Raw genomic sequence first — 20,370 nt, 5'->3', positions numbered from 1 at the left:
CAAGGAGATCCGAGCAGCACCCAGTTACAGGAGGAAGAACCAGTGGACAGCACAGCAGTAATTCTCGGCGCCGGCTATGCCGGCGTGATGGCAGCGAACCGGCTGGCAGGCCGGGGTGTCAGAGTGCGTCTGGTCAGTCCCGAAGAGCGCTTCACCGAGCGGATCCGGCTGCATGAGTTCACTGCCGGCACCCGGGCGGATCCAACGGTTCCCTTCAGCAGCCTCCTGCATCCGGACGTTGAGCTGGAACAGGGCGCTGCGGTGGAAATCGATGCGTCTGCCCGCCGCGTCACACTCTCCGGGAACAGGGTCCTGGACTATGACTGGCTGGTTTATGCCGTGGGCAGCGGGAACGGTTCCGTGCCTGCAGGGGCGGATGCACCTGACCGGTTAACCGGCGCAGGCTCCGCGCGGGAGAAGCTGGCAGGCCTGTTGCCGGGCGAGCCGGTGGCGGTAGTGGGCGGAGGGCTGACCGCCGTTGAGATGGCTGCTGAAACGGCGAACGCCTATCCGGAAAACCCGGTGACGTTGTATGTCGCCGGACCGCTGGTGCCGCACTTCTTCGCCGGAGCCCGCGCGGGAGTGCTGCGTAGTTTGAAGCGGGCCGGGGTGCAGGTGCGGAGGCAGCTCGTGGAACCGGAGCATCTGCCGGAAGCTGCGGCCGTGCTGTGGTGCACGGGTTTTGGGGTCCCGGACCTGGCTGCCTGCAGCGGGCTGCCGGTCGACGACGCCGGCCGGCTCATGGTGGACTCAAGCCTGCGGGCCCAGGGGCATGAACGGATCTTCGGAGCCGGAGATGCGGCGGTCATTACCGACCCCGGATACGGCTATCTTCCGCAGACCTGCGCCTCTGCCATGCCGATGGGTGCCGAAGCGGCGTCCAACATCCTGCGCTCCCTGGCAGGCAAGCCCCTGCCCCCGCACGACAGCGGCTTCCAGGCGCAGTGCGTTTCCCTTGGCCGGCGGGACGGGGCGGTGCAGTTCCTCCACCCCGGTTACACGCCGCGGCGGTTCCACGTGCACGGCAGAAGCGCCGCGGGCCTAAAGGAAGTAATCTGCCGCATGACGCTGCGGTGGATCCGCGGCGAAGCCAAGCGAAGCGGAGGATACACATGGCCGGCCGGACCCCGGACGACAGCGGAGGGCGCGAGCAGGAATTCCTCGCCCACCGGCGCCTGGTCTTCACCATCGCCTACGACGTAACGGGCTCTGTGTCCGACGCCGAGGACGTGGTCCAGGAAACCTGGCTGCGGTATGCGGCTGTGCCGCGCCCGACGGATCATCCGCGGGCCTATCTGGCCCGGATAGCGTCCCGGCAGGCACTGAATGCAGTGCGGACGGCGGCACGGCGCCGTGAGGAGTATCCGGGGGAGTGGCTGCCCGAACCCCTTCCCACCGGGCAGGAATCTTCGGACCAGTCCGATCCGGAAGCTTCCGCGCTTACCCGGGCCGAGGTGTCCATGGCGATGCTGGTGCTGCTGCAGCAGCTGGGCGGCCCGGAACGCGTGGCCCTGGTGCTGCGCGACGTCTTTGGCTTTGGCTACGCCGAGATAGGTTCAATTCTTGACTCCTCTGTCGCGGCGGTTCGCCAGACGGTCCACCGGGCACGGGAGAAGGTGCGGTCCGGCAGTCCGCGGTCTGCTCCGGACAAGGCCGAGCACCGCGCCGCCGTCGAGCGTTTCCTCCAGGCTGCCCTGACCGGGCAGACGCAGGCACTGCTGGAGGTGCTGGCCCCGGATGTGGTGCTTCACTCCGACGGCGGCGGAAAGGTCAGCGCAGCCCGCCGGCCGGTATACGGTGCGGAGAAGGTTGCAGCTCTCTTGCTGGGCCTGGCCGCCAAATTCGGCGAGGGTGCAGCGCCGGAGTTTGTAGAACTGAACGGTCTGCCCGCCGTTGCCTTCCGGGAGGACGGATCGGTGACTACGGTGTTCCAGCTGGAGTGGGAGAACGGGCTGGTCACCGGTGTCTATGCCATGCGGAACCCGGATAAGCTCCTGCGCCTGCAGTAGCTACTCCTTTTCGGAGTCTTTCTCCGGCAGCGGGTCAGGATCCAGGAACGCCACGGTGAGGACTGCGGCGGTCTGCTGGATCTGCCACTCGCGCGCGCCCAGGCTGCGCAGGGCTGCGGTGACGGTATCCAGGTCGATCACGGACGGCGGACGCCAGGCCAGCCGGCGCAGGTGATCCGGGGTGAGCAGGTTCTCCACCGGCATGTTCAGCCGTTCCGCCAGTGCTGCGAGACGCGGCTTTGCCGTGTGCAGGCGGGCTGCAGCGGCGGGATCGTTCCGGGCCCAGACGCGCGGCGGCGGCGGTGAGTTGGTGGGGATGTGGAGGGGGGGAAGGTCCTGGGTGCCCCGTGCAGCCGCGATGCAGCGCAGCCAGCGCGGAGCTTCCTTGTGAGCGGCCCGCCCGTGGAACCCCGGCGTCGAAAGGAGCTGGGGCACGGTGGACGGCATCGCCCTGGCAGCAGCGACAATGGCGGCGTCAGGGATGAGCCGGCCCGGCGCGGTGTCCCGGCGTTCGGCCAGCTGCTCGCGTTCCTGCCACAGCTCGCGGACGGCTGCCAGCTGTCGGCGGTCACGCAGCTGGTGCATGCCCGACGTTCGGCGCCAGGGGTCGGTGCGCGGCGGTGCCGGATCGGCGGTGCGGATGGCCTCGAATTCTTCCTCGGCGAAGGCGAGCTTGCCGTCGGCTTCGAGGATTTTGATCAGTTCCTCGCGCAGTTCGGCCAGGACTTCCACGTCCAGCGCTGCGTAGCGGAGCCAGGGCTCGGGCAGGGGCCGGGTGGACCAGTCCGCGGCGGAGTGTTCCTTGGCCAGGCTGAAGCCGAGCAGGTTTTCGATCACGGCGGCCAGTCCCACGCGGGGCAGGCCGGCCAGCCGGGCAGCCAGTTCAGTATCGAACAGCTTGTCCGGCCACATGCCCAGTTCCGAGAGGCAGGGCAGGTCCTGGGTGGAGGCATGCAGGATCCATTCCACGCCGCGGAGGGCTTCGTTGATAATGCCCAGGTCCCGCAGCGGCTCAGGGTCGATAAGCCAGGTTCCGGCGCCTTCGCGGCGGATCTGCACCAGGAAGGCGCGCTGCCCGTAGCGGAAGCCGGAGGCCCGTTCGGCGTCGACGCCTGCGGGCCCGGTGCCGGCGGCAAGTGCCTTCGCTGCACGTTCCAGCCCGCTGAAGGTATCGATGACCAGCGGGACGCCCTCACGCGGAGTATCCAGGACTGGAAGGGGTGCTGCAGTTTCGTCTGCGGACAGCTCTGAAGCCGGTTTGCCGGAAGTTTGCGCGGTCATAAGAACTTCAGTCTATCGAGAACTGGCGGTATACCCGTTTCCCGGCTGGTTGAGGCTAGTTCAGGCGCCGCCGCGGGAGCGGGGATACGCCGTCCGGCAGAGGTGGAAGCCCGGCGAAAGTGCACACCATGTCCGACCAGGCTTCCAGATGTGCCTGCACGTCGGCGTCTGCCGGTGTCCAGGATGCCCGCAGCTCAATATCGATGGCGTCGCTGCGCCCGGCAAGGGTGCCGTAGCTTTCGGAGAGGATGCGGGTGGCGGTTCCTCCCGCCGATGAGTAGCGGGCGCCGTGCTCCTGCAGGGCATCCACCAGCCAGGTCCAGGCCACGGAGCCGAGCATCTGGTCATTGCCCATGTCCGGTTCGAGTTCAGCGCGGATGTAGGTGACGATCCTGAAGGTGCCGTTCCAGACGTCGCTTCCGTCCGGATCGTGCAGCAGGATGAACCGGCCCGTAGCCAGCTCCCGGCTTTCGGGCAGCACCGGTCCCACCGGACCATGGAAGGTTCCGTTCACCGGCTGGGGGCCGGACGCCGTGACGTCGGCAGCCAATGAAACGGCATACGGAGCCAGCCTGGTGGGCGCCGGAATTTCTTCCAACCGCAGCTCGGGCCGGCACTTCGCCCGGCGCAGAGCCCCCAGGGCTGTCAGGAAATCCGGGGGCACCTCTGACAGGTCACCAATCGCACTCACCCTCGAAGATTACGGCTGTCCCGCGCGTGGGGAATGCAGGCTCGCCGGTGTGTCCTATTCGTTACGTGGCTACAGCTTACGCAGGTGCATACCGGCACCGACAGTACGTGGGTTTAGCGGGCTGCGGAAACCTCTTCGGCGATCGCTGCGGCGAACGCGTCCACATCGGCTTCGCTGGTATCGAAGGTGCACATCCAGCGGACCTCCCCGGTGGCCTGGTCCCAGTCGTAGAAGCGGAACTTGTCCCGCAGCTTGTCGGCAACTCCGGCCGGCAGGGTGGCGAACACCGCGTTGGACTGGGTGGGCTGGGTGAGGGTGATGCCCTCGATTTTTTCCACTGCTGCACGCAGGCGTGCGGCCATGGCGTTGGCCGTGGACGCGGAGCGCAGCCACAGGTCCGTTCCGTAGAGGGCAATGAACTGGGCGGACACAAAGCGCATCTTGGAGGCAAGCTGCATGTTCATCTTGCGCAGGTAGTCCAGTCCGGGTGCTGCTTCCGGATCCAGGGCCACGATGCACTCGCCGTACATCATGCCGTTCTTGGTGCCGCCCAGGGACAGGATGTCCACTCCGGCGTCGGCGGTGATGGCACGCAGCGGCACGCCCAGAGCGGCGGCAGCGTTGCCCAGCCGGGCACCGTCCATGTGCAGCTTCATGCCGCGGGCGTGGATGTGGTCGGCGATGGCCTTGATTTCCTCCACGGTGTACAGCGTGCCCAGTTCGGTGGACTGGGTAATGGAGACGGCCAGCGGCTGTGCGCGGTGCTCGTCGCCCCAGCCCCAGGCTTCACGGTCGATCAGTTCGGGGGTGAGCTTGCCGTCCGGCGTGGGGACGGTGAGCAGCTTCATCCCTCCCACACGTTCCGGTGCACCGTTTTCATCCACGTTGATGTGGGCCGTGGAGGCGCAGATGACGGCTCCCCAGCGGGGCAGCAGGGACTGCAGGCTGATGACGTTGGCTCCGGTGCCGTTGAATACCGGGAAGGCGCGCATCCGGTTGCCGAAGTGGTCGGTGAAGACTTCACGCAGCTTGGCGGTGTACACGTCTTCGCCGTAGGCCACCTGGTGGCCCAGGTTCGCCGCAGCAAGTGCATCGAGGATTTCCGGGTGGACCCCGGAGTAGTTGTCCGAGGCAAAGGCGCGCAGGGCAGGATCATGCAGGGAGGCAGTATCAGTCACGGGTGTCAGTATTCCTCAAGGTGGGTCATTGGTGAAAACGGGTCAGGTGCGGGGCACCAGGCTGATCCGCTTTCCGTTGATCTGTGCGGCATCGGTGGTGAAGAGACGCACGGAGGCTGCGGCCAGCTCGTCGACGCCGGTGTAGCCCGGGAACTTCCGCTCCGGCGCCGCCTCACGCATTGAATCGTTCACCAGGGCCTTTACGACGAAGACGACGGCGGCGGCCTGCGTGCCGCTGAAATCGGCAGCGATGGCCTGGACCCATGCTTCGGCGGCAGCCTTGGCTGCGGCGTAGCCTGCGTTTGACGCCGTGGGGGATTCAACTGCGGTGGAGGAGACGATGGCCAGGCGCCCGTGCGGGGAGGCGGCCAGCTGGCCGATGAAGCTGCGGCTGACATTGCGCAGGGTGGTCAGGATGTTTTCCTGCAGGAACTCCCAGTCCTCGTCGCTCTGGTCCGTGAGCGTTCCTCCGCCGCGCCAGCCGCCCACGAGGTGGATCAGTCCGTCCACGCCGCCTTCGGCCTCCAGGTCGCGTGCGAGCCCGTCAACGTCGCCCTGCCGGCTAAGGTCGCAGGTGCGAAGCTCCACGCCGGACACATCAAGCATCGCTTCGGCGAGCCGGCCGGCGCTGGAGCCAACGGCCACGACTTTCGCTCCGGCTCCGGCCAGGGCTTTGCACACTGCGCTTCCGGAGGCAGAGGACGCGCCGGCCACCAGGACCTTCAGCCCCGCCAATGCAGTGGTGTCCTCTGCTCCGGCTGTGCTCATGACGTGCTGCTCCCTGTGATTCCGGCGGTGGATTCGATGACCGGTGCCATTTTCTTCGACAGTGCCTCGTAGAACATTGACAGCGGGAATTCGTCGTCGAGCACCTGGTCCGTCAGTGCCCGGGGCGGTCCCTCGAGCGGCAGTGCGTCCGGTCCCTTGGCCCAGCGGGATGCCGGGTGGGGTGTCAGCGTGCCTGAAACCAAAGCGTACGCGGCGAGCCAGTGGGCTGTCTTCGGGCGGTCGATGGAACGCCAGTACAGGTCCTCGATTTCCTCGCCGAGCTTGACGACGACGCCGGGAGCCTCGTCCCAGTCGATGCTGAGTTTTCCATCGGTCCAGTGCAGCACGCGGTGCTGGTGCATCCAGGCGAAGAGCAGCTGCCCGCCGAGGCCGTCGTAGTTGCGCACGCGGGAGCCGGTGATGGCGAAGCGGAAAATCCGGTCGAAGATCACCGCGTACTGCACCAGCTGGGCAGTGCTGCGCGCCTTGGGATCGGCGTCGTCGTCCTTCTGGATCTTTACTGACTCGCGGAAGGCCGTGAGGTCGCAGCGCAGTTCTTCGAGCGAGTAGAGGAAGTAGGGCATGCGCTGCTTGATCATAAAGGGATCGAAGGGCAGGTCTCCGCGCATGTGGGTACGGTCGTGGATGAGGTCCCACATCACGAAGGTCTCTTCGGTGAGTTCCTGGTTGTCCAGCATGTCCGCGGCGCCCTCGGGAAGCTCCAGGGACGTGATGTCCGCGGCGGCCCGGAGCACCCGGCGGAACCGGGCTGCCTCGCGGTCAGCGAAGATAGCTCCCCAGGTGAATGTGGGCGTTTCGCGCACGGCGACGGTTTCCGGGAACAGCACGGCGGAGTTGGTGTCATAGCCCGGGGTGAAGTCCCGGAAGCGGATCGGCACAAAGAGCTTGTTTGAGTATTCGCCGGCTTCCAGCTCGGCGATGAAGTCCGGCCAGATCACTTCCACCAGCACGGCCTCGAGCAGGCGGGAGCGGGAGCCGTTCTGGGTGTACATCGGGAACACCACCAGGTGCAGGAGCCCGTCGGTACGGTCCAGCTGCGGCTGGAACGCCATCAGCGAATCGAGGAAGTCCGGCATACCGAGCCCCGCTTCGAGCCAGCGGTCCAGGTCCCGGACCACCAGGTCGAGGTAACGGGCATCGTGGGGGAAACCAGGTGCCAGCTCAGTGATGGCGCTGCGGACGGCCTCAAGCAGAGGGGCGGCAGCAGCCTGGTGCTCCTCGGGTACGGAGCCGTCCTGTTCCTGGAGCTGCGCGAACTCAGTAGCCGCGTTCTTCAGCCGCTGCCAGGCGGCGGAGTCCTCCGGAGCAGCGAGCTGGTCAGCGGGGGAGGAGAAAGCAGTGGATGACATAGCTGAGACCTTCCGGTTGCACGAACTCCCGGGCCGGGAAGATGTGTTGGCCCCAGCGTAGCCACAAATCAAGCAAACTTAGTCTCGAAGACAGGCTAGATTAGCAACGCTTAGGCTTTCTGCTTTCCGCTGCTGGATTTGGCCCAGCGGGCCTTCGGGTAGTTGTCGGCCGCCCCGGGGATACCGGCATAGAACGGAGACCATGCGCGGGCGGCGCCGGACACCTGGTAGTAGATATTGGCTGCGGCGATCAGGGCCACTGTGGTTGCTGCGGTCAGCGCCGTCGTCAGGCCCGGCACGGAGTCCACCGGCAGATTCCAGGCCATGAGGACGCGAAGTGCGGCATCAGTGCACAGGCCGACGCCCCACAGAATGCTCGTGGTCCGCCAGATCCTGCGGAAACGCGGCAGCCGGGTCCACAGACTGTCCCACTGCCCGGGCCAGCCGAATCGTCCTTCGAGTATGGGCCTGGTCATGACGTAGACCAGGGGCTTCCGCGTGGCCGCGCTGATGAGGAACCACGGCCCGGATACACCCATGACCAAGGCGCCGCGGGCCAGGAGGAAGCGCTCGTCTCCCGGGATCAGTGAGACCACCGTGCTGAGCACCATCAGGGAGAGGGCGTAGAGGCCGAACGGGGAGAGCTTCCGCGACCGCATCAGGTCCGCGAGCGAGCCCGCCACCGAGACAGCTGTCCCGGCCAGCAGGGCCGCGTAGGCGCTGACTCCTGCCGCCCGGAGCCCGTAGAACAGTGCGACCGGAAGCAGGACCTCAATGGCCGCGCGCAGGAGTCTGGCTGCGGCCGGTTTCCTGCGGTTTATGTTGGTGCTGCCCATATCCTGCCTCCCGGCATGGAGGATTCCCCGGCGCGGGTTGCGAGTTCGAACAGCGCGGCGAGCTCGCGTGCATAAGCGGCGCAGTCCGTTTCCGGTTTCTGTTCCAGCACAAACGGCAGTCCGTCGATGCTGCGCTGGACGGCGTGCGCCATCACCGCGGGGTCGAAGGCGCGGAACTCCCCGCTGTCCTGTCCGCGCCGGAGCAGGTCTTCCAGCGGGGCCGCGGCCTCGGCGTCGTCCGCAGGGGTGTAGTCAAGCGCCCCGGCCAGCACAATGCGCGTCAGCGCGGCCATGGGCGCGCGGTTGCGGTCGATGAACCCGACCGTCGCCGTGATGTAGGCGGCCAGCGCGCCCGCGGCCGTCTTTTCGGCGTGCACTGCCGCGCCGGTCCACTCACCTATCCGGCTGATCACCTGCGAAGCGCAGGCACTGATGAGCTCTGCCTTGCTGGAGAAGTGATAGGAGACCAGCCGCGTGCTGGAAAGTCCGGCACGCTCGGCGATGCGGGCATAGGAAGCGCTGCCGTAGCCTTGGTCGGCAATGACAGCGAGGGTCGCATCAATGATCTGCGCGCGGCGCGCAGCTCCCGTGAAGGACAGCACTTTTACCTGCATGGGTAAAAAGTACGCCGGTCAGGTAAGCCGGGCCAGGGCTAGCGGAAACTATTTCCGCAGGACTAATACCCCGTGCTGTTCGGGGACTCCGTGCCGATGACGGCCAGCGGCACCTCGGGATGGTTCTTCTCCACGCGGCGCAGCGCCCAGATGTCGTTGAACACTGCAACATAGGCTCCGTCGGTGCGGACCAGCACCTCTGCCCCGTGCACATTGCTGAGGATGTCCGCGGCGGAGGCATCGGTGAGCCGTGCCAGCGAGTAGGAAAGCTGTTCCATGCGCATCGGAGCGTTGAAGTCCTGGTTCATCCGGTCTTCCACGACCTCGAACTGCATGGGGCCGACGGCGGCAAGCACCGGAGCCTGGTCTCCGCGGCGGTCCGAACGCAGCACCTGGATGATGCCCTCGTGCTCCAGCTGGTCGATGCCGCGGCGGAACTGCTTGTACCGGCTGGGGTCCTGGGACCGGGCCACCCGGAAGTGCTCGGGGCTGAAGAACGGAATCGGCGGGTACTGCACCGGTTCCTCCACGTAGAGGCTGTCGCCCACCCGCAGGGCGGACGCATTAACCAGCCCGACGACGTCGCCGGGGTACGCCTGGTCAATGACCTCGCGCTCGCGGCCGAACAGGTGCTGGGCATACTTGGTGGCGAACGTCTTGCCCGTGTTCGAATGCGTCACGACCATGCCGCGTTCGAAGATGCCCGAGCACACGCGGATGAACGCGACGTGGTCACGGTGGGCCTTGTTCATGCCGGCCTGGACCTTGAACACAAAACCGGAGAACGGTGCGTCCACCGGGCGCTGGCCGCCGTCGTTGTCCACGCGCGGGGCAGCGGACGGGGCCAGTTCCACCAGTGCGTCCAGGATCTGCTTCACGCCGAAGTTCAGTGCTGCGGAGGAGAACAGGATGGGGGTGGCCTTGGCATCCAGGAATGCCTGCCGGTCGAATTCGCGTCCGTCGATGACCAGCTCGGCTTCACCGACTGAGTCTTCCCAGGCATCACCTTCGGCTGCTGCGGCTTCCTCCGGGCTGAAGTGCTCCTCCAGCGCCAGTGAGGCGCCGGAGTTCTGCCGGGTGAAGCGGACGAATTCGTCCTTCTGCAGGTCCCACACGCCGCGGAAGTCCCCGGCAATGCCCACGGCCCACGTCAGCGGCATGGGCGCCAGCCCGGTGCGTTCGGTGATTTCATCCATCAGCGCCAGCGGGTCCAGGCCGGGGCGGTCCCACTTGTTGATCACGGTGATGATGGGCAGGTTCCGGGAGCGGCAGACTTCGAAGAGCTTCATGGTCTGGGTTTCCAGGCCCTTGGCCGCGTCGACCAGCATCACGGCGCAGTCGACGGCGGCGAGGACACGGTAGGTGTCCTCCGAGAAGTCGGCGTGGCCCGGGGTGTCCAGCAGGTTGATCACTGTGTCCCGGTAGGCGAACTGCAGGGCGGTGGAGCTGATGGAGATGCCGCGGTCCTTCTCCATCTGCATCCAGTCAGACACCGTCTCGCGCCGGTTGTCCTTGCCGTTGGTTGCCCCGGCGGTGCCAATCACTCGGGCGTGCAGGGCCAGCGCTTCGGTCAGCGTGGACTTGCCGGCATCCGGGTGGGAAATGACGGCAAAGGTACGCCGGCGGCCGGCTTCCTTCACGATCTCCCGGGAGGCGGTGGCGCTGACGGTGGTGGAAACCTGTTGGGACACTCCGCTGCTTTCAGACTTGGGTGTGGGGTGGGCTGCGTGCTGAACGGCAGCCGGTTCGCTGCGAACACAGCTTTTCCATTCTACCCGGAGCCCGGCAGGGGGCCGCACGGGAGGAGTTCTGGCCTAATGTGGTGCAGAACACAGGCGGACAAGCGGCAAGGGGGCCAGCCATGGCTGAAGCATTCATTATCGACGCGGTACGCACTCCGGTAGGCCGGCGGGGCGGGGGACTGAGCAGCATGCATCCGGCTGACCTCGCTGCCGCTGTTCTGGGTGAAACGGTGCAGCGCACCGGGATCGACTCGGATGAATTCGACGAAGTGATCCTGGGCTGCATCGACCAGGTGGGTCCGCAGGCCATGGACATTGCCCGCACCGCCTGGCTCGCAGCCGGGCTCTCCGAGCGGGTGCCGGGAACCACGGTGGAGCGGCAGTGCGGCTCCGGGCAGCAGGCAGTGTCCTATGCTGCGCAGGCGGTGATGAGCGGGACCGCTGACCTGGTGGTCGCCGGAGGGGTGCAGAGCATGTCCGCGGTGCCCATCGGCTACTCCAACACTGCCGCCGGGGAGCTGGGGTTCGAGAACCCGTTTGCCGGGTCCGCCGGCTGGGAAGCCCGCTACGGCACCCAGCCCATCTCACAGTTCATTGGCGCGGAAATGATGGTGGACCGCTGGGGCCTGAGCCGCTCGGAGATGGAGGACTTCGCCGTCGGCTCCCATGAACGGGCGCTCGCAGCCCAGGCCGAAGGGCGCTTTGACCGGGAGATCCTGCCGGTTGCCGGAATCACGGCCGACGAAGGTCCGCGGGTGCCGAACCGGGAGAAGATCGAATCCCTGGCACCGCTGAGCGAGGGCGGGAAGCTGACCGCCGCCACGTCGTCGCAGATTTCCGACGCCGCTGCCGTCCTCCTGCTGGCGTCCGAGGACGCCGTCCGCCGGTACGGCCTGAAGCCGCGGGCACGGATCCACCAGATTTCGGCCCGCGGAGACGATCCGGTCATGATGCTCAGCGCCCCCATTGAAGCTACCCGGCACGCACTCAAGCGCACCGGGATGTCCCTGGACCAGATGGACCTGGTGGAGATCAACGAAGCCTTCGCCTCCGTGGTCCTGGCCTGGCAGCGCGAGCTGGAAGCGGACATGTCCCGGGTCAATGTCAACGGCGGCGGCATCTCCCTGGGCCATCCCATCGGCGCCACCGGTGCCCGCCTGATGACCACGATGCTCCACGAGCTCGAACGCACCGGCGGCCGGTACGGTCTTCAGACCATGTGCGAGGGCGGCGGCCAGGCCAACGTCACGATCATCGAACGGCTCGGCTGAACCCAGCCCGGCGAAGAACCGTGTCCGCCGTTCCGGCAAGGACGGCGCCTGCTGCGTAGGCCGGGAAGTCCCAGGCATTGAAGGTGCTGCCGAATACCAGGTGCAGCGGTGCCCACGCCTCGCCCAGGCGGGCCGGCCAGGGCGTGAGCTGGAACAGCTCCACCAGCGCGCAGGCCAGGAAGGCCGCGCCGGCCAGCGGCAGCGCCTTTGCCGGCCGTCCGAACGGCAGGGCGGCGAGCGCCAGGAGCAGGTAGACCAGGACGGCATACAGGATGCCCCCGGCAGCGTCGCCGGCGGTCCCGGGGAGCTGCCGTGCCATGAGTCCGGCCGCGATCACGGCGGCGGCCGCGCCTAACAGCGGCAGGGCACGCCCCGGGCGGGATGGTGGGGCGGGGCGCACTCTGGCTGCTGACGGCATACCTGGATACTAGACGGCGCCCGCAGCCCAGCGCAGCCGCAGGCTTTCCTCGAGTTCCTGCTCTGCGAGGCTGCGCTGGATCCGCTCCAGCTCCGCCTCCAGTTTGGGAATCCAACGGTGTTCGACGGCGCGCTGCCGCGTGCGGGTGGCGGCAAGCTCCCGGCTGACCAGCAGCAGGGCCCGCGCGTCCGCAGCATGGACGACGGCGGCGGCGAGCGCCTCCCGGTGCGCCGCGGCGGCGTACAGCAGGGCCGATGAGCCCGCAGAGGGCACCTGGGCCGGCAGCGCCACTGAGGCGTCTTCGGGATAGGAAATGCCCATCGCCCCGCCCCACCGGGTTTCCGCTTCGGCAAGAGTGCCCGGCACCGACTCCCGGATGCGGCCCAGCCCGTCCAGCGCCAGTGACCGTCCCAGCCAGAGTTCGGCCCGGGCGGCTGCTTCATGGAAGCGGCGCAGGCTTTCCTCTGACTGTTCGGCCCGGTTGCCGATGGCGATCCGCAGGATCTGCTGCTTGCGGTCCAGCAGTTCCGCTCCGCGGCGTGCTGTCTCGAGCCGGCGTTCGGTCTCCGCCCGGGCTGCCCGGCCGGTGCCGCTCACAGCCGGGCTCCGCCGACCGGTCCCGGCAGGTACTTGTCCAGCAGCTCGGGGGAGAGCATGCTCAGCTCGCGGCGCGGCAGCACACCCAGGGCTTCCCAGGCAAGGCCGAGGGTCTCCTCCAGGGACCGGTATTCGTCCACTCCCTGGTTGAGCAGTTTCTGCTCCACCACGGAGCGGAACTCGATGTAGGCCCGGTCTGCCTCGCCCAGGGCTTCCTGACCGACCAGCTCCGCCAGTTCCGAAGCCTGCCGCGCCCGGGCCATGGCCGCGAGTACCTGGGCTGCCACATCCAGGTGGTCTTCCCGGGTCCGGCCCTTGCCGGCGCCGGAACGCATCAGCCGGGACAGGGAGGAGAGCACGTCCACCGGCGGGTAGATGTCCCGTGCGCTGATCTCCGGGGAAAGTACGATCTGCCCCTCGGTGATATAGCCGGTCAGGTCCGGCACCGGATGGGTCATGTCACCCGAGGGCATGGTCAGCACCGGAACGATCGTCACGGAACCCTCCCGGCCCTGGACCCGTCCGCAGCGTTCGTACAGGGTTGCCAGGTCGCTGTAGAGGTAGCCGGGATAGCCGCGCCGGGCCGGGATTTCCTTCCGGGCGGCGGAGACTTCGCGGACGGCTTCGGCGTAGCTGGTCATGTCGCTCATGACCACCAGGACGTCGCTGCCTTCCTCATACGCCAGGTGCTCGGCGATGCTCAGGGCGATCCGCGGGGTGAGGATGCGTTCAATCACCGGATCATCGGCTGCGTTGAGCAGCAGTACCAGTTCTCCGGCGCCGGAGCGTTCCTCCAGCCGGTCCCGGATGTAGGAAATGTCCGCGTGGGTCATGCCCATGGCGGCGAAGACCACCCGGAAGTTCTTGCCGCCGGTCCGGGACTGCGCGGCGATCTGTGTTGCAAGGGTCAGATGCGGCAGTCCGGCGACGGAGAAGATCGGCAGTTTCTGTCCGCGGACCAGGGTGGTGAGGGCATCAATGGCGGAAATGCCGGTGATCACCGCTTCCTTGGGCGGAATGCGGTAGACCGGGTTCAGCGGCCATCCGCTGACCGGCTCCACGGCGTCAGCGGTAATGGGAGGACCGCCGTCGAGCGGTTCGCCGCGTCCGTTGCACACCCGGCCCAGCCATTCCGGGCCTACCGGGATGTGCAGCGGCCGGCCCTGGAAACGCACGGAGATACCGCCCAGACGCATCCCCTCGGTCCCTTCCAGGACCTGCAGCAGCGCCTGGTCGCCGTTGACCTCCAGCACCAGGGCATGGCGTTCGGGGCCGCCGTCCACGTCCACACCGGCGAACTCGTCCCAGCCCACGTCGTCGGCATCTCCGACCACCATGAGCGGCCCGCGCAGTTCACGCACGTCGCGGTGCGAAACGAGGTTCCGGTTCGGGACGGTCATTGCAGCTCCTTCAGTCCGGCCAGGAAGGCCGCAGCGCGTTCGGTGACGCCCTCGGCGTCGGAAGGCCCGGCGGACTCGCGCAGGCGCAGCAGCGGGGAGAAGTCGTAGGAATCAACGGTGGCCGGCGGCACTCCGTGGGCCACCAGGTCCTGGCAGGCGTCGATGGTGTCCAGCACCGCCTGCAGCAGCGCCGCCCCCTTGGCTGCGGAGGAGTAGCCGTCGTTGTCGCTGAGAGCGTTCTGCACCAGCACGCCGTCGCGCAGCAGCCGGCCGCCCAGCAGTACCACCTGCTCGTGGCCGGGCAGGGAGTTGGCTCCGATGATTTCGGCCAGGGCGGCCAGCCGGTCGGCCTCAGCCAGGATCAGGCTGGCCCGGGCCCGGCGGGAGGCCCATTCCGGGTCGCCGTCGGCCGCATGCCAGCGGCCCAGCGCATCGGCGTCCCGGGAGAAGGAGCCCCGCCAGCTCACTGCCGGATAGTGCCGTGAGTATGCCAGGTCCCGGTCCAGCTGCCAGAGTGAACGGACAAAGCGCTGGGTGCCCGTGGTTACCGGTTCGCTCATGTCCCCGCCCGGGGGAGAGACGGCCCCGATGACGGTGACCGACGCCGTTTCCCCGCCCAGCGTGACCGCCAGCGAAGCCCGCTCATAGAATGCGGCGAGTTCCGAGGCGAGCGACGCCGGATAGCCCTCTTCGGCCGGCAGGTCACCGTTGCGGTTGGCGAACTCGCGCAGCGCTTCGGCCCAGCGGGAAGTGGAATCGGCGATCACCACGGCGTGGTAGCCCATGTCGCGGAAGAACTCCGCGACCGTGACGCCGGTGTTGATGCTCGCTTCCCGCGCCATCATGGGCATGTTGGAAGTGTTGGCGATGATGACGGTCCGCTCCAGCAGGGCGCCGCCGGTGCGCGGATCCTCCAGGTGGCTGAGCCCGTCGAGGACGTCCGCCATCTCGTTGCCGCGCTCGCCGCAGCCCACGTAGACGATCACATCGGCGTCGGACCATTTGGCGATCTGCTGCAGCAGCAGCGTCTTGCCGGTGCCGAAGCCGCCCGGGACGGCGGCGGCGGCACCGCGGGGCAGCGGGAACATCAGGTCCAGCACCCGCTGCCCGGTGTGCATGGGCACCGCGTCCGAGAGCCGGGAGGACACTGGCCGGGGCCGGTGGACCGGCCAGCGCTGGGCCAGGTTGATTTCCGTGCCGCCCACCACCGCGGCGCGTTCCAGCGGACGCAGCATGCCGTTGCCCAGCCAGGTGACTTCACCTTCGATTCCCGGCGGAACGGTGACGCGGAAGGGTACGCTGCCGGCTTCCGGCACGGTGCCGAGCACCTGCCCCGGGCCTACCGTGTCGCCCACGGTGGCCTGCGGCTCGAACTTCCACTGCCGGTCCAGGACCAGATGATCCTCCGCAGCGTCCTCCCGGTCCGCGCTGAGCCACAGGGGAGCGGAGGACAACGGCCTCAGCAGCCCGTCAAAGACCTGTCCCAGCAGGTGCGGGCCCAGCAGGGCGGAGAGCTGGTGGCCGGTTCCTTCAGCGGCGTCCCCGGCCTTCAGCCCTCCGGTGTACTCGTACGCCTGGAGCACGGCGTCATTGCCGTTGACGGCGATCGTTTCCGCCGAGATCCGGTCCGGCCCGAGCGCCACCACTTCCAGCATGGAGACGTCCGGCAGCCCGCTGATCTCCACCAGCGGTCCGCTGACCCGGCGGATGCGGCCCGTGCCGGCCCCGGCCGCTTGCTGTTCACGGGGGATGTCCCCGGTGTTCACTCCTGCCACAGGTCCCGCACCTCCCCGGCATAGCGTTCCATTGCTGCATTGCTCAGGGCCGGCAGTGACAGGTCCACACTGCGCGAGCCGAGGCTGGCGGTGATACCGCCGCCGGGGGCCTCCTGTATCTGTGCGCCCGGACCCAGCAGCCTGCGTGCCTGGTCCCGCAGGGCATCAAGCAGCGCCGGGTACCGCGGATCCTCACGGAGCCGGGCTGCCTCAGCCAGCACCTGCCGGCGGAGCTGCCCGCGCAGTTCCTCCTCCCGCGCCAGGACCGTGCCGCCTGCTGCCCGCCGTGCCCGGGCCGAGCGCAGCACGGCTTCGGCCCGTGCCGCTTCCCGGCCGTCCGCCTCTGCCCGGCTGCGGATCTGCTCTGCCTCGGCACGGCCCCGTTCTCGGATGTCCGCTGCCTGCCGTTCGGCGGTGTCCAGGATGGTTTGGGCCTGCGCAGCGGCCTCGGAGCTGATGGCTTCGCGGATCGGTACCAGGGCCGGTGCTGCGGCGCGCGGCAGGCTGCTCATGCGGGCAGCGCCACGGTGAGGGGAGCCGCGGGATCGTCCAGGTGCCCGGCCAGGGCGGCAGCGGCGTCGGCGGTCAGGATAACGACGGCGGTGTCCTCCGGGAGCTGCTGCCATGCCTGCCGCACGTCCTCGTCCGACTTCGCGGGAACCAGCCGGGCGCCGGCCAGCTCGTAGCCGGCCAGGATCCCCGGCGCGCCCAGGGCGGCGATGACCGTCCGGGGGCTCATGCCTGGCCGATCAGGATGATGGAAATGATCAGCCCGTAGATGGCGATGCCTTCGGCCAGGCCCACCACCACCATGGCGCGGCCGAAGATCTCGGGCCGCTCACTCATGGCAGCGAGCGCGGCCGAGCCGGTGTACGCCACGGCGATGGCCGCACCAATCGAGGAACCGGCGACGGCGATCGCCGCGCCCAACAGGGCCGCGCTGGAGCTGTCGCTGCCGTCCGTGGCCATGGAGACGGCCGTTCCAGCTGCTCCGCCGGAGGCTGTGGCCGGCGCTGCTGCGAATGCTGCGGCCAGCAGGGCCAGAGCTCCGGCCATGATCAGGCCGTTCACGCCGAGCATCACTTTGAGGCCTGCTCCGCGCCGGCGCCGGAGCAGCCAGAACGCTCCGCCGGCCAGCAGGACGGTGACGATTAGTGCCAGGGGAATACCGGCAAACCAAGGGTTCATGGCGTTTGCCTTTCAATGGTGGACGGACCGGATGCCGCGGAATCGGGCAGCTGGGGACTCCAGGGTTTGAACGGACGGCCTTCGTCCGTGAAGATGCGGGAGAACAGCTCGTAGTACTCCAGCCGCAGCGCCTGGATCGCGGCGACCAGGCCTTCGAGCGCGAACGTGATCGCGTTGCCGACCAGGAACACCGCCACTGCCAGCACGGCCCGCCAGTCCGGATGCCACAGCGCCGTCGTGCCCTGCCAGACGATGGACATCAGCGCGGCGTGGGTGAGGCCGAAGGCCGCGAGCCGGGTGAAGGACACGAGGTTCGAGGCAAGCTGGATGACGGTGTCCACCAGCTCCACGGAGGCCTGCATGGTGCCGGTGCCCCCGCCGCCGGCTTCAACGAACAGTCCGGTGAAGATGAGCACCAGGGCCAGCGCTGCCAGTACCGCTGCGGCGATGACCATGGGAGTCCAGCCGGCAACCAGGCCGCCGGCCAGCATTCCGACGGCGAGGAACAGCAGCGCGCCGGCCAGCCCGGTCCGGGCGTACAGGGCGTAGCCCCAGCCGCCTTCCCGAACCCGGTTGATGGTGCCTACCGTGAAGGCCAGCGCCAGCAGCACGGCACCGAAGATCAGGGCGGCAATGAGCAGGGGTATGGGGTTTTCGACGGGTTCCAGCCAGAGCACCGGTATGACGTGGGTGGGTCCGAAAAACTCGCCGTACAGCACGCCGAAGAACACCGCTGCCAGTCCCGCCCCGAAGATGAACAGCCAGGTTCGCTGGAAGCGCCGAATCCTGGCGATCCTCCCGGAGCGGACGATCAGCCCGGCGATGACCAGCAGCAGCCCCTGCCCGGCATCGCCGAACATCATGCCGAACATCACCACGTACGCCAGGCCGGCCAGCCGCGCCGGGTCGACGTCTGCGTACGGCACCGTGGTGTACGTGTCCACGAGCAGGCGGGAGAGTTTCGGCGCCTGCCGGGTGCGGCGTTCGTTGCCGGTGAGCAGGGTGGGCGGCTGGACTCCGCGGGGTGCCTTCAGCGGCACGAGACCGGCGCCGAGCGGCCTGAGCGCCTGCTGCACTTCCGGAACCCGGAGCGACGGCGCCCAGCCCACCAGGCCGGAGACGGCGCCGTTCTCCACTGCGGCTTCGGCGGCACGGTCTATTTCCTCCGGTCCGTCGCCGGGGGTGTAGGGAAGTTCAAGTTCGACGGCGGCGCTGCGGGCCACTTCTTCCAGCGCTTCGTGGGTGCGGTCCGTCGGTGCGATAACCGCGACGCGGTCCATCCGGATGGGGCTGAGAGTCTCACGCCACTGCATCGAGCACCTCACTTCCGCCGCCGGAGGCAGCAGCTGCGAGCGCGGCCCTGACGCGCCACGCGTCCACGGCCAGCACGGTGATCGCCCCGACGGCAACATCCGGCCCGGGCAGTCCCGAGCGCAGCAGGCGGAAGGCGTCTTCCTCGATGCGGGCACGCAACGCTGCCTCGGCCCGCCACAGGTCCCCGGGTTCCTCGACGCCGTCGAGCACCGGCGCCACTGCTGCCGGAAGGGCGGCGCGGAAGGAGCCAAGGTCCTGTGCTTCGGACCAGGTGCCGCCGATCAGCGGCTGCAGGAGGCTGTTCAGCCGGGTGTCGGGATCGGGCCGGACACCCGCTCCCGGACCGGTTTCCGCACCGGGGTGGACAAGCACCCGGCGTGCCGCCAGCAGCGCTGCGCCGGAGACCGTCCAGCTGCGGGTCTGCGGCGCCGTGGCGGCCAGCCGGCGGATCCAGACCACAGCCAGCGTGTCGGCAAGGTCCTCCGGAGAGCCGGGATCTCCCCAGGGACTGGTGCGCAGCAGCTCTGCCAGCTCGGCAAGACTGCCGGCGCGGGACAGCCGCGGCCAGGCGGTGGCCAGCCCGCCCAGCTCAAAGTACTCCGGAAGCACCACGGTGCGGCGCAGCGGGGTTCCGGCTTCGTCGGCCGCTTTTTCCTGGAGCCGGCGGCAGAGCACGGTGATGTTCGCAAGCTCGAACGCTGCTCCGGCGGCCCGGACCATGCGTGCGCCGGAGACCGGCAGCCAGCCCGCGAGGACGCGGAGCTGCCACAGGACGCTGCGGCGGGTGGCGTGCTGGGCCTGGGCGAGGTCAGCCTCCGGGCCGGGGCCGCTGTTCCGGAGGGAAGTCCTGTCCGGGTTCCTGATCGCGGCCAGCTCCGGGCCGTAGCCGGTTTGTTCGAAGAGTTCTACGGCCCGGGAGAGAGATTCCAGGGCTGCGGCCTCGCGGCAGAGACCGGCCCCGGCCCGCCGGCGGGCCATGGCCTTGGCCCGGACGGTCGCTGCCACCCAGTCCGACCTCATGGGGTTCGCCCGCTGCTGCTGCCCGAAGCTGATTCGCTGCCGCCGTCTCCGGCGAGATTGTCCCGGGCAATGGATTCGGCGATTTTCGCGGCGAGGGCCGGAAGGCGTTCCTGTGCAGAGCGGCTGAGCTGTTCGGCACGGTTCCTGGCCTGTGCCAGCATTTCCTGTTCCTGGGCCGCGGCCTGCTGCGCCACCTCTTCGGCTGCGCGGGCACGCACGGAGCCGGAGTCCAGCCTTGCCTGGGCCACCTCGGCGTCGGCCTGGCGCCGTGCTTCGGCCAGCAGGTTGCGGGCCTGGACGGCCGCTGCCTGGATCTGTGCCCTGCCCTCGTCCGTATCGGGCTGAAGCGCTGCAAAAACGGGGAGGAGCTCGGCGTCGGGACCTTCCTGATCAGTGGAGGGCACGCCCGCGGGACCGGAGGGGCCGGGTGCGCCTACCGGACGGAACCGGTCCAGAATGGTTGGCCGTGCCAAAGCTCATGCACCTCCGGGGGATCGGCATTCAGAACCTGTTGCGCCGGGACCTACTCGTTGTCGGTCGCCGCTGCCTCTGACGCTTCGCCGTGGGCAACAATGTCACCGTCGGTAAAGAGGATGCCGCGTGCCATTTCCCGCCATTCGGGAGTTTTGCGGAGCAGGAACTCAAGTTCCATGGAGAAGTGCTTGAACTCCTCGCCAAGGGAGTCCTGCATGATCGCCCGGGAAGCGGCGTCGGGCTCAACGGAGATGCGCTGGACGTACCAGCCGATCGCTTCCGCTTCCTCGCTCAGGCTGGCGCACATCCTGGCGAACGTCCGTGTTTCGGCAGAAAGCTCCGAAGGCGGCTCATGATACTGGTCTGTTCCCATTGCAGCTCCTGGCTGTCCGATCCAGCGCAGGCACGGAAAAGCCCGCCGTAC

General features: G+C 68.2%; 22 protein-coding genes. 3 read left to right on the top strand and 19 right to left on the bottom strand.

The genetic code is table 11. From position 1 onward, the window contains the following. Positions 1 to 42 precede the first annotated feature (42 nt). Both NGB94_RS06785 and sigJ read left to right on the top strand, forming a co-directional pair. Complete coding sequence (locus NGB94_RS06785) at positions 43 to 1,203, top strand: NAD(P)/FAD-dependent oxidoreductase (protein ID WP_325789856.1); 1,161 nt, start codon at positions 43 to 45, stop codon at positions 1,201 to 1,203. Continuing rightward, complete coding sequence (gene sigJ / locus NGB94_RS06780; protein ID WP_325789855.1) at positions 1,113 to 2,009, top strand: RNA polymerase sigma factor SigJ; 897 nt, start codon at positions 1,113 to 1,115, stop codon at positions 2,007 to 2,009. Before NGB94_RS06785 ends, sigJ begins: the two co-directional genes overlap by 91 nt. Here the strand turns inward: sigJ and NGB94_RS06775 are convergent, their stop codons facing one another. The 8 genes from NGB94_RS06775 to NGB94_RS06740 form a co-directional block, all read right to left on the bottom strand. Then, complete coding sequence (locus NGB94_RS06775; protein ID WP_325789854.1) at positions 2,010 to 3,290, bottom strand: HRDC domain-containing protein; 1,281 nt, start codon at positions 3,288 to 3,290, stop codon at positions 2,010 to 2,012. It lies immediately after the preceding gene. A gap of 55 nt (positions 3,291 to 3,345) precedes the next feature. Next, complete coding sequence (locus NGB94_RS06770) at positions 3,346 to 3,972, bottom strand: DUF3000 domain-containing protein (RefSeq protein ID WP_325790021.1); 627 nt, start codon at positions 3,970 to 3,972, stop codon at positions 3,346 to 3,348. Between the two features lie 122 nt (positions 3,973 to 4,094). Then, the gene (locus NGB94_RS06765) at positions 4,095 to 5,159 is read right to left on the bottom strand and encodes a low specificity L-threonine aldolase (protein WP_325789853.1); all 1,065 of its coding nucleotides are present in this window, start codon (positions 5,157 to 5,159) and stop codon (positions 4,095 to 4,097) included. Positions 5,160 to 5,201: 42 nt separating this feature from the next. Next, positions 5,202 to 5,927, bottom strand: coding sequence for an SDR family oxidoreductase (locus tag NGB94_RS06760; protein ID WP_325789852.1), 726 nt, complete (start codon positions 5,925 to 5,927; stop codon positions 5,202 to 5,204). Continuing rightward, positions 5,924 to 7,297, bottom strand: coding sequence for a DUF6421 family protein (locus tag NGB94_RS06755; protein WP_325789851.1), 1,374 nt, complete (start codon positions 7,295 to 7,297; stop codon positions 5,924 to 5,926). The genes NGB94_RS06760 and NGB94_RS06755 overlap by 4 nt, the downstream gene beginning before the upstream one ends. A 110-nt stretch (positions 7,298 to 7,407) precedes the next feature. Continuing rightward, a complete protein-coding gene (locus NGB94_RS06750; protein ID WP_325789850.1) occupies positions 7,408 to 8,133 on the bottom strand; it encodes a VC0807 family protein in 726 nt (241 codons plus the stop codon). After that, positions 8,115 to 8,747 carry a TetR/AcrR family transcriptional regulator gene (locus NGB94_RS06745; RefSeq protein ID WP_325789849.1) on the bottom strand — a complete coding sequence of 211 codons (633 nt, stop codon included), beginning with the start codon at positions 8,745 to 8,747 and terminating at the stop codon, positions 8,115 to 8,117. Before NGB94_RS06745 ends, NGB94_RS06750 begins: the two co-directional genes overlap by 19 nt. Before the next feature lie 62 nt (positions 8,748 to 8,809). After that, positions 8,810 to 10,438 carry a peptide chain release factor 3 gene (locus tag NGB94_RS06740; protein WP_325789848.1) on the bottom strand — a complete coding sequence of 543 codons (1,629 nt, stop codon included), beginning with the start codon at positions 10,436 to 10,438 and terminating at the stop codon, positions 8,810 to 8,812. A gap of 170 nt (positions 10,439 to 10,608) precedes the next feature. Here NGB94_RS06740 and NGB94_RS06735 point away from each other — a divergent pair, with 170 nt between their 5' ends. Next, entirely contained in the window at positions 10,609 to 11,760 is a 1,152-nt protein-coding gene (locus tag NGB94_RS06735) for an acetyl-CoA C-acetyltransferase (RefSeq protein WP_325789847.1), read from the top strand. Here NGB94_RS06735 and NGB94_RS06730 read toward each other — a convergent pair. The 11 genes from NGB94_RS06730 to NGB94_RS06680 are packed head-to-tail and all read right to left on the bottom strand — an operon-like array spanning position 11,741 to position 20,319. After that, positions 11,741 to 12,178 carry a DUF2809 domain-containing protein gene (locus NGB94_RS06730; RefSeq protein WP_325789846.1) on the bottom strand — a complete coding sequence of 146 codons (438 nt, stop codon included), beginning with the start codon at positions 12,176 to 12,178 and terminating at the stop codon, positions 11,741 to 11,743. The two genes, NGB94_RS06735 and NGB94_RS06730, sit on opposite strands and share 20 nt — an antisense overlap. A 9-nt stretch (positions 12,179 to 12,187) precedes the next feature. Next, positions 12,188 to 12,775, bottom strand: a complete 588-nt coding sequence (locus NGB94_RS06725) for a V-type ATP synthase subunit D (protein WP_325789845.1) — start codon at positions 12,773 to 12,775, stop codon at positions 12,188 to 12,190. Then, positions 12,772 to 14,175, bottom strand: a complete 1,404-nt coding sequence (locus tag NGB94_RS06720) for a V-type ATP synthase subunit B (RefSeq protein WP_325789844.1) — start codon at positions 14,173 to 14,175, stop codon at positions 12,772 to 12,774. Before NGB94_RS06720 ends, NGB94_RS06725 begins: the two co-directional genes overlap by 4 nt. Further along, complete coding sequence (locus NGB94_RS06715) at positions 14,172 to 15,950, bottom strand: V-type ATP synthase subunit A (protein ID WP_325789843.1); 1,779 nt, start codon at positions 15,948 to 15,950, stop codon at positions 14,172 to 14,174. The genes NGB94_RS06720 and NGB94_RS06715 overlap by 4 nt, the downstream gene beginning before the upstream one ends. Further along, the gene (locus NGB94_RS06710; protein ID WP_325789842.1) at positions 15,938 to 16,462 is read right to left on the bottom strand and encodes a hypothetical protein; all 525 of its coding nucleotides are present in this window, start codon (positions 16,460 to 16,462) and stop codon (positions 15,938 to 15,940) included. Before NGB94_RS06710 ends, NGB94_RS06715 begins: the two co-directional genes overlap by 13 nt. Next, positions 16,459 to 16,689 (bottom strand): hypothetical protein, encoded by a 231-nt coding sequence (locus tag NGB94_RS06705; protein WP_325789841.1) that lies wholly within the window; start codon positions 16,687 to 16,689, stop codon positions 16,459 to 16,461. The genes NGB94_RS06710 and NGB94_RS06705 overlap by 4 nt, the downstream gene beginning before the upstream one ends. Beyond that, on the bottom strand, positions 16,686 to 17,138 hold the full coding sequence (locus NGB94_RS06700; RefSeq protein WP_325789840.1) for an ATP synthase subunit C: 453 nt from the start codon (positions 17,136 to 17,138) through the stop codon (positions 16,686 to 16,688). The genes NGB94_RS06705 and NGB94_RS06700 overlap by 4 nt, the downstream gene beginning before the upstream one ends. Beyond that, entirely contained in the window at positions 17,135 to 18,451 is a 1,317-nt protein-coding gene (locus NGB94_RS06695) for a V-type ATPase 116kDa subunit family protein (RefSeq protein WP_325789839.1), read from the bottom strand. Before NGB94_RS06695 ends, NGB94_RS06700 begins: the two co-directional genes overlap by 4 nt. Further along, complete coding sequence (locus NGB94_RS06690; RefSeq protein ID WP_325789838.1) at positions 18,438 to 19,457, bottom strand: hypothetical protein; 1,020 nt, start codon at positions 19,455 to 19,457, stop codon at positions 18,438 to 18,440. The genes NGB94_RS06695 and NGB94_RS06690 overlap by 14 nt, the downstream gene beginning before the upstream one ends. Positions 19,458 to 19,468: 11 nt before the next feature. Continuing rightward, complete coding sequence (locus NGB94_RS06685; RefSeq protein WP_325789837.1) at positions 19,469 to 19,945, bottom strand: hypothetical protein; 477 nt, start codon at positions 19,943 to 19,945, stop codon at positions 19,469 to 19,471. A gap of 50 nt (positions 19,946 to 19,995) precedes the next feature. Continuing rightward, positions 19,996 to 20,319, bottom strand: a complete 324-nt coding sequence (locus NGB94_RS06680; protein WP_325789836.1) for a hypothetical protein — start codon at positions 20,317 to 20,319, stop codon at positions 19,996 to 19,998. Positions 20,320 to 20,370: the final 51 nt, after the last annotated feature.

The sequence above is a fragment of the Arthrobacter koreensis genome, from assembly GCF_035792275.1.
Lineage (GTDB): Bacteria > Actinomycetota > Actinomycetes > Actinomycetales > Micrococcaceae > Arthrobacter_B > Arthrobacter_B koreensis_A.
The sequence above is the reverse complement of the archived record's forward strand: the minus strand, read 5'-3'. Positions and strand labels throughout refer to the sequence as shown.

Coding starts and splice junctions, on each gene's coding strand:
- sigJ (WP_325789855.1), top strand. CDS start 1,113: ATGGCCGGCCGGACCCCGGACGACAGCGGAGGGCGCGAGCAGGAATTC.
- NGB94_RS06775 (WP_325789854.1), bottom strand. CDS start 3,290: ATGACCGCGCAAACTTCCGGCAAACCGGCTTCAGAGCTGTCCGCAGAC.
- NGB94_RS06760 (WP_325789852.1), bottom strand. CDS start 5,927: ATGAGCACAGCCGGAGCAGAGGACACCACTGCATTGGCGGGGCTGAAG.
- NGB94_RS06755 (WP_325789851.1), bottom strand. CDS start 7,297: ATGTCATCCACTGCTTTCTCCTCCCCCGCTGACCAGCTCGCTGCTCCG.
- NGB94_RS06750 (WP_325789850.1), bottom strand. CDS start 8,133: ATGGGCAGCACCAACATAAACCGCAGGAAACCGGCCGCAGCCAGACTC.
- NGB94_RS06745 (WP_325789849.1), bottom strand. CDS start 8,747: ATGCAGGTAAAAGTGCTGTCCTTCACGGGAGCTGCGCGCCGCGCGCAG.
- NGB94_RS06735 (WP_325789847.1), top strand. CDS start 10,609: ATGGCTGAAGCATTCATTATCGACGCGGTACGCACTCCGGTAGGCCGG.
- NGB94_RS06730 (WP_325789846.1), bottom strand. CDS start 12,178: ATGCCGTCAGCAGCCAGAGTGCGCCCCGCCCCACCATCCCGCCCGGGG.
- NGB94_RS06720 (WP_325789844.1), bottom strand. CDS start 14,175: ATGACCGTCCCGAACCGGAACCTCGTTTCGCACCGCGACGTGCGTGAA.
- NGB94_RS06710 (WP_325789842.1), bottom strand. CDS start 16,462: ATGAGCAGCCTGCCGCGCGCCGCAGCACCGGCCCTGGTACCGATCCGC.
- NGB94_RS06705 (WP_325789841.1), bottom strand. CDS start 16,689: ATGAGCCCCCGGACGGTCATCGCCGCCCTGGGCGCGCCGGGGATCCTG.
- NGB94_RS06700 (WP_325789840.1), bottom strand. CDS start 17,138: ATGAACCCTTGGTTTGCCGGTATTCCCCTGGCACTAATCGTCACCGTC.
- NGB94_RS06695 (WP_325789839.1), bottom strand. CDS start 18,451: ATGCAGTGGCGTGAGACTCTCAGCCCCATCCGGATGGACCGCGTCGCG.
- NGB94_RS06680 (WP_325789836.1), bottom strand. CDS start 20,319: ATGGGAACAGACCAGTATCATGAGCCGCCTTCGGAGCTTTCTGCCGAA.